2 protein-coding genes are annotated in these 2087 nt (G+C 66.8%); both read right to left on the reverse strand.

The features are described from left to right. Window positions 1–362: 362 nt before the first annotated feature. Entirely contained in the window at window positions 363–1061 is a 699-nt protein-coding gene (locus GY937_23600) for a hypothetical protein (GenBank protein ID MCP5059701.1), read from the reverse strand. A gap of 536 nt (window positions 1062–1597) precedes the next feature. Next, window positions 1598–1936, reverse strand: coding sequence for a hypothetical protein (locus GY937_23605; GenBank protein ID MCP5059702.1), 339 nt, complete (start codon window positions 1934–1936; stop codon window positions 1598–1600). Window positions 1937–2087 lie beyond the last annotated feature (151 nt).

Genomic DNA, 2087 nt, shown 5'->3' on the forward strand with positions numbered 1-2087 from the left:
CGTCAAGTCAATCCGATACCGCTTCTTCGACATACGGGCCCCATGAATCGGCCCGCGACACGGCGAGAACCGATTGGCTGCGGGGGACGCAGTGCTTAGCATGACAACACTTCCGCCTTTGGTCGATACAAGGGACTAGGATACTACGCCTCCGGCCCCTCCCGCTCGACCATCTCGGGTCGCCCGGGCCACGCTCGAACAGATTCGCCGCACAGCTCCAGCGCCAGCCGCGCCCCAGAGCATCGAGGTGCGAGTCCATCGGGCGTCCCCGCGAGGAACGCCTTGGTGAGTGCCCCAACGACAACGCCCCTGAACCGCGTGCCTCTGCTGAGAGGCGCCGTCCAGTGCCATCGACACGTCCGTCAGCCGCGAGTCACTTCCTCGATGACCTCGGCGAGCCCGGGAATCTGGCGGGCCGCGGTCTCGCGATCGTCCTGGTGCAGGGCGATCTCGTCCGCGACCTCCTCGATCGACATGTCCGCGCGGATGTGTGGCGGAGGGATGCGCGGCAGCATGTGGTCCCGCGCGTAGTGTTCCACAGCGGCCTCGACCTGGCGACGCAGGCCCGGCTCCAATCGCTCGAAGAAGCCGCCGTTGATCTGCCGCTGGATGAAGTGGCCGGGCTGAATGGCGGTCTCATTGACCTCGACCCGGAGGGTCTCGTCGTCGTGCTTCGCGTGGCGGGCGTGGACCACCAGGACATCCGACGTCAGCGCGCCGCCACCAACGCTCACACCTTTCTGCAGCTCGAAGCTCAGCTCCCAGCCGCGGCCGGTGCGGGTCTTCACCAGCTCCACGATCCGGCCGTATGCCACGACGCGCGGTGACCACCATTCGAGGGCATCGTTAGCGAAGTGGCTCGCCAGCGAGGACCCGGTGCCGCCCCCCACGGCGAGGGGAATGGGCTCCGCCCTCTGCTTCTCCACCTGGTAGGTGATGATTGGAGCCACGCGCCAGATACCGACGATCGCGACCAGGAACGCCCCGAGCGTCGCAAGCGCCTGAATCGTCGAGACGATCAGGCTCCACCGCTCCCGATACTCTAGATCCCGCCAACCCATGGTCGATTCTCCCCGGCAGTCCTGACCGGAGAGAACAAAGCAAGCGCCGGGCCATGGCCCAAGGCACCGTGGAATCGCGGCGGCCGGGCACTGGGGCGGCGCTCCACACGGCCAGAGCGGACTGAGGCAGCCGGGCCCGTCTGGGCTCACTACGACTCGCGTGCAGCGATCTGCCGCTATCCGCATGCGCCCGCAAGGCCGCAGCACCAAGCTCTCGTTGGTCCTCGTCCTCCTCTGCCGTTCCTGAACCGAGGGTCAGAGGTTCGAGTCCTCTCGGGAAGCACATCGCGGGGTTGGGTGATCTGTCCCATCGCCCGCTCCGAGGCTGGAGACGCGGGGAGACGCCTGGAGTCGGCTTCGGCCTCGAAGTCCGCGAACGACAGGTCGGTCTGGTCACTGGGCAGGGCATGGGCGTCCTGGCCTGCGCGGACCACGACGTCGACGTCTGGGAGCTGGCAGCTCTGCTGCAGGGCGCCGTCGCCGAGCTGCTCGCGGAGGTCGAGCTCGCGGAGGCGTCCGAGCCGACCGCGCCCCGTTCAGTTCAGCGGATCACACGGCGTCGCGTTGCCGCCCGCGATCTCGAATGGGTCGCCCGCGTCGCAGATCCCGTTACAGAAGTTCTCGATCATGCCGTCAGGGCGCAGGAACGTGACGAGCTGCAGGATGCCGGCCGGAATCTGCGGCCGTGCGCCGTGCGGATCGCACTTGTCGTTCTGCGTGATCAGGTTGGCGAGGGGCGGAATGAAGGGCGCGTGGGCGGGATCGAAGATGTCGTGGACACCCGTGTCGTACACCACGTAGGCCGATTCCAGGGCCTCCCCATCGGCCGCGTCCTCGATGCCCACCAGCCCCTGCTGAGCGGATCCGTAGAGCATGTCGATGCCGAGTGGGTCTGCCCCGATTCCGTAGACACTTTGGTTAGACCGTGAGACCCGGCTCCTCCGGATCTCTTCTTCGTTCAGTAATGAACGGGGGTTCGGGGGCGGAGCCCCCGAGTCTTCCGTTTCCGTTCTTGAGCTCGAATTC

Source organism: bacterium (assembly GCA_024228115.1).
Classification (GTDB): domain Bacteria; phylum Myxococcota_A; class UBA9160; order UBA9160; family UBA6930.

Excerpts from the sequence above, each read along its gene's own strand:
- GY937_23605 (MCP5059702.1), bottom strand. The coding sequence starts at position 1,936 with ATGCTCTACGGATCCGCTCAGCAGGGGCTGGTGGGCATCGAGGACGCG.
- GY937_23600 (MCP5059701.1), bottom strand. The coding sequence starts at position 1,061 with ATGGGTTGGCGGGATCTAGAGTATCGGGAGCGGTGGAGCCTGATCGTC.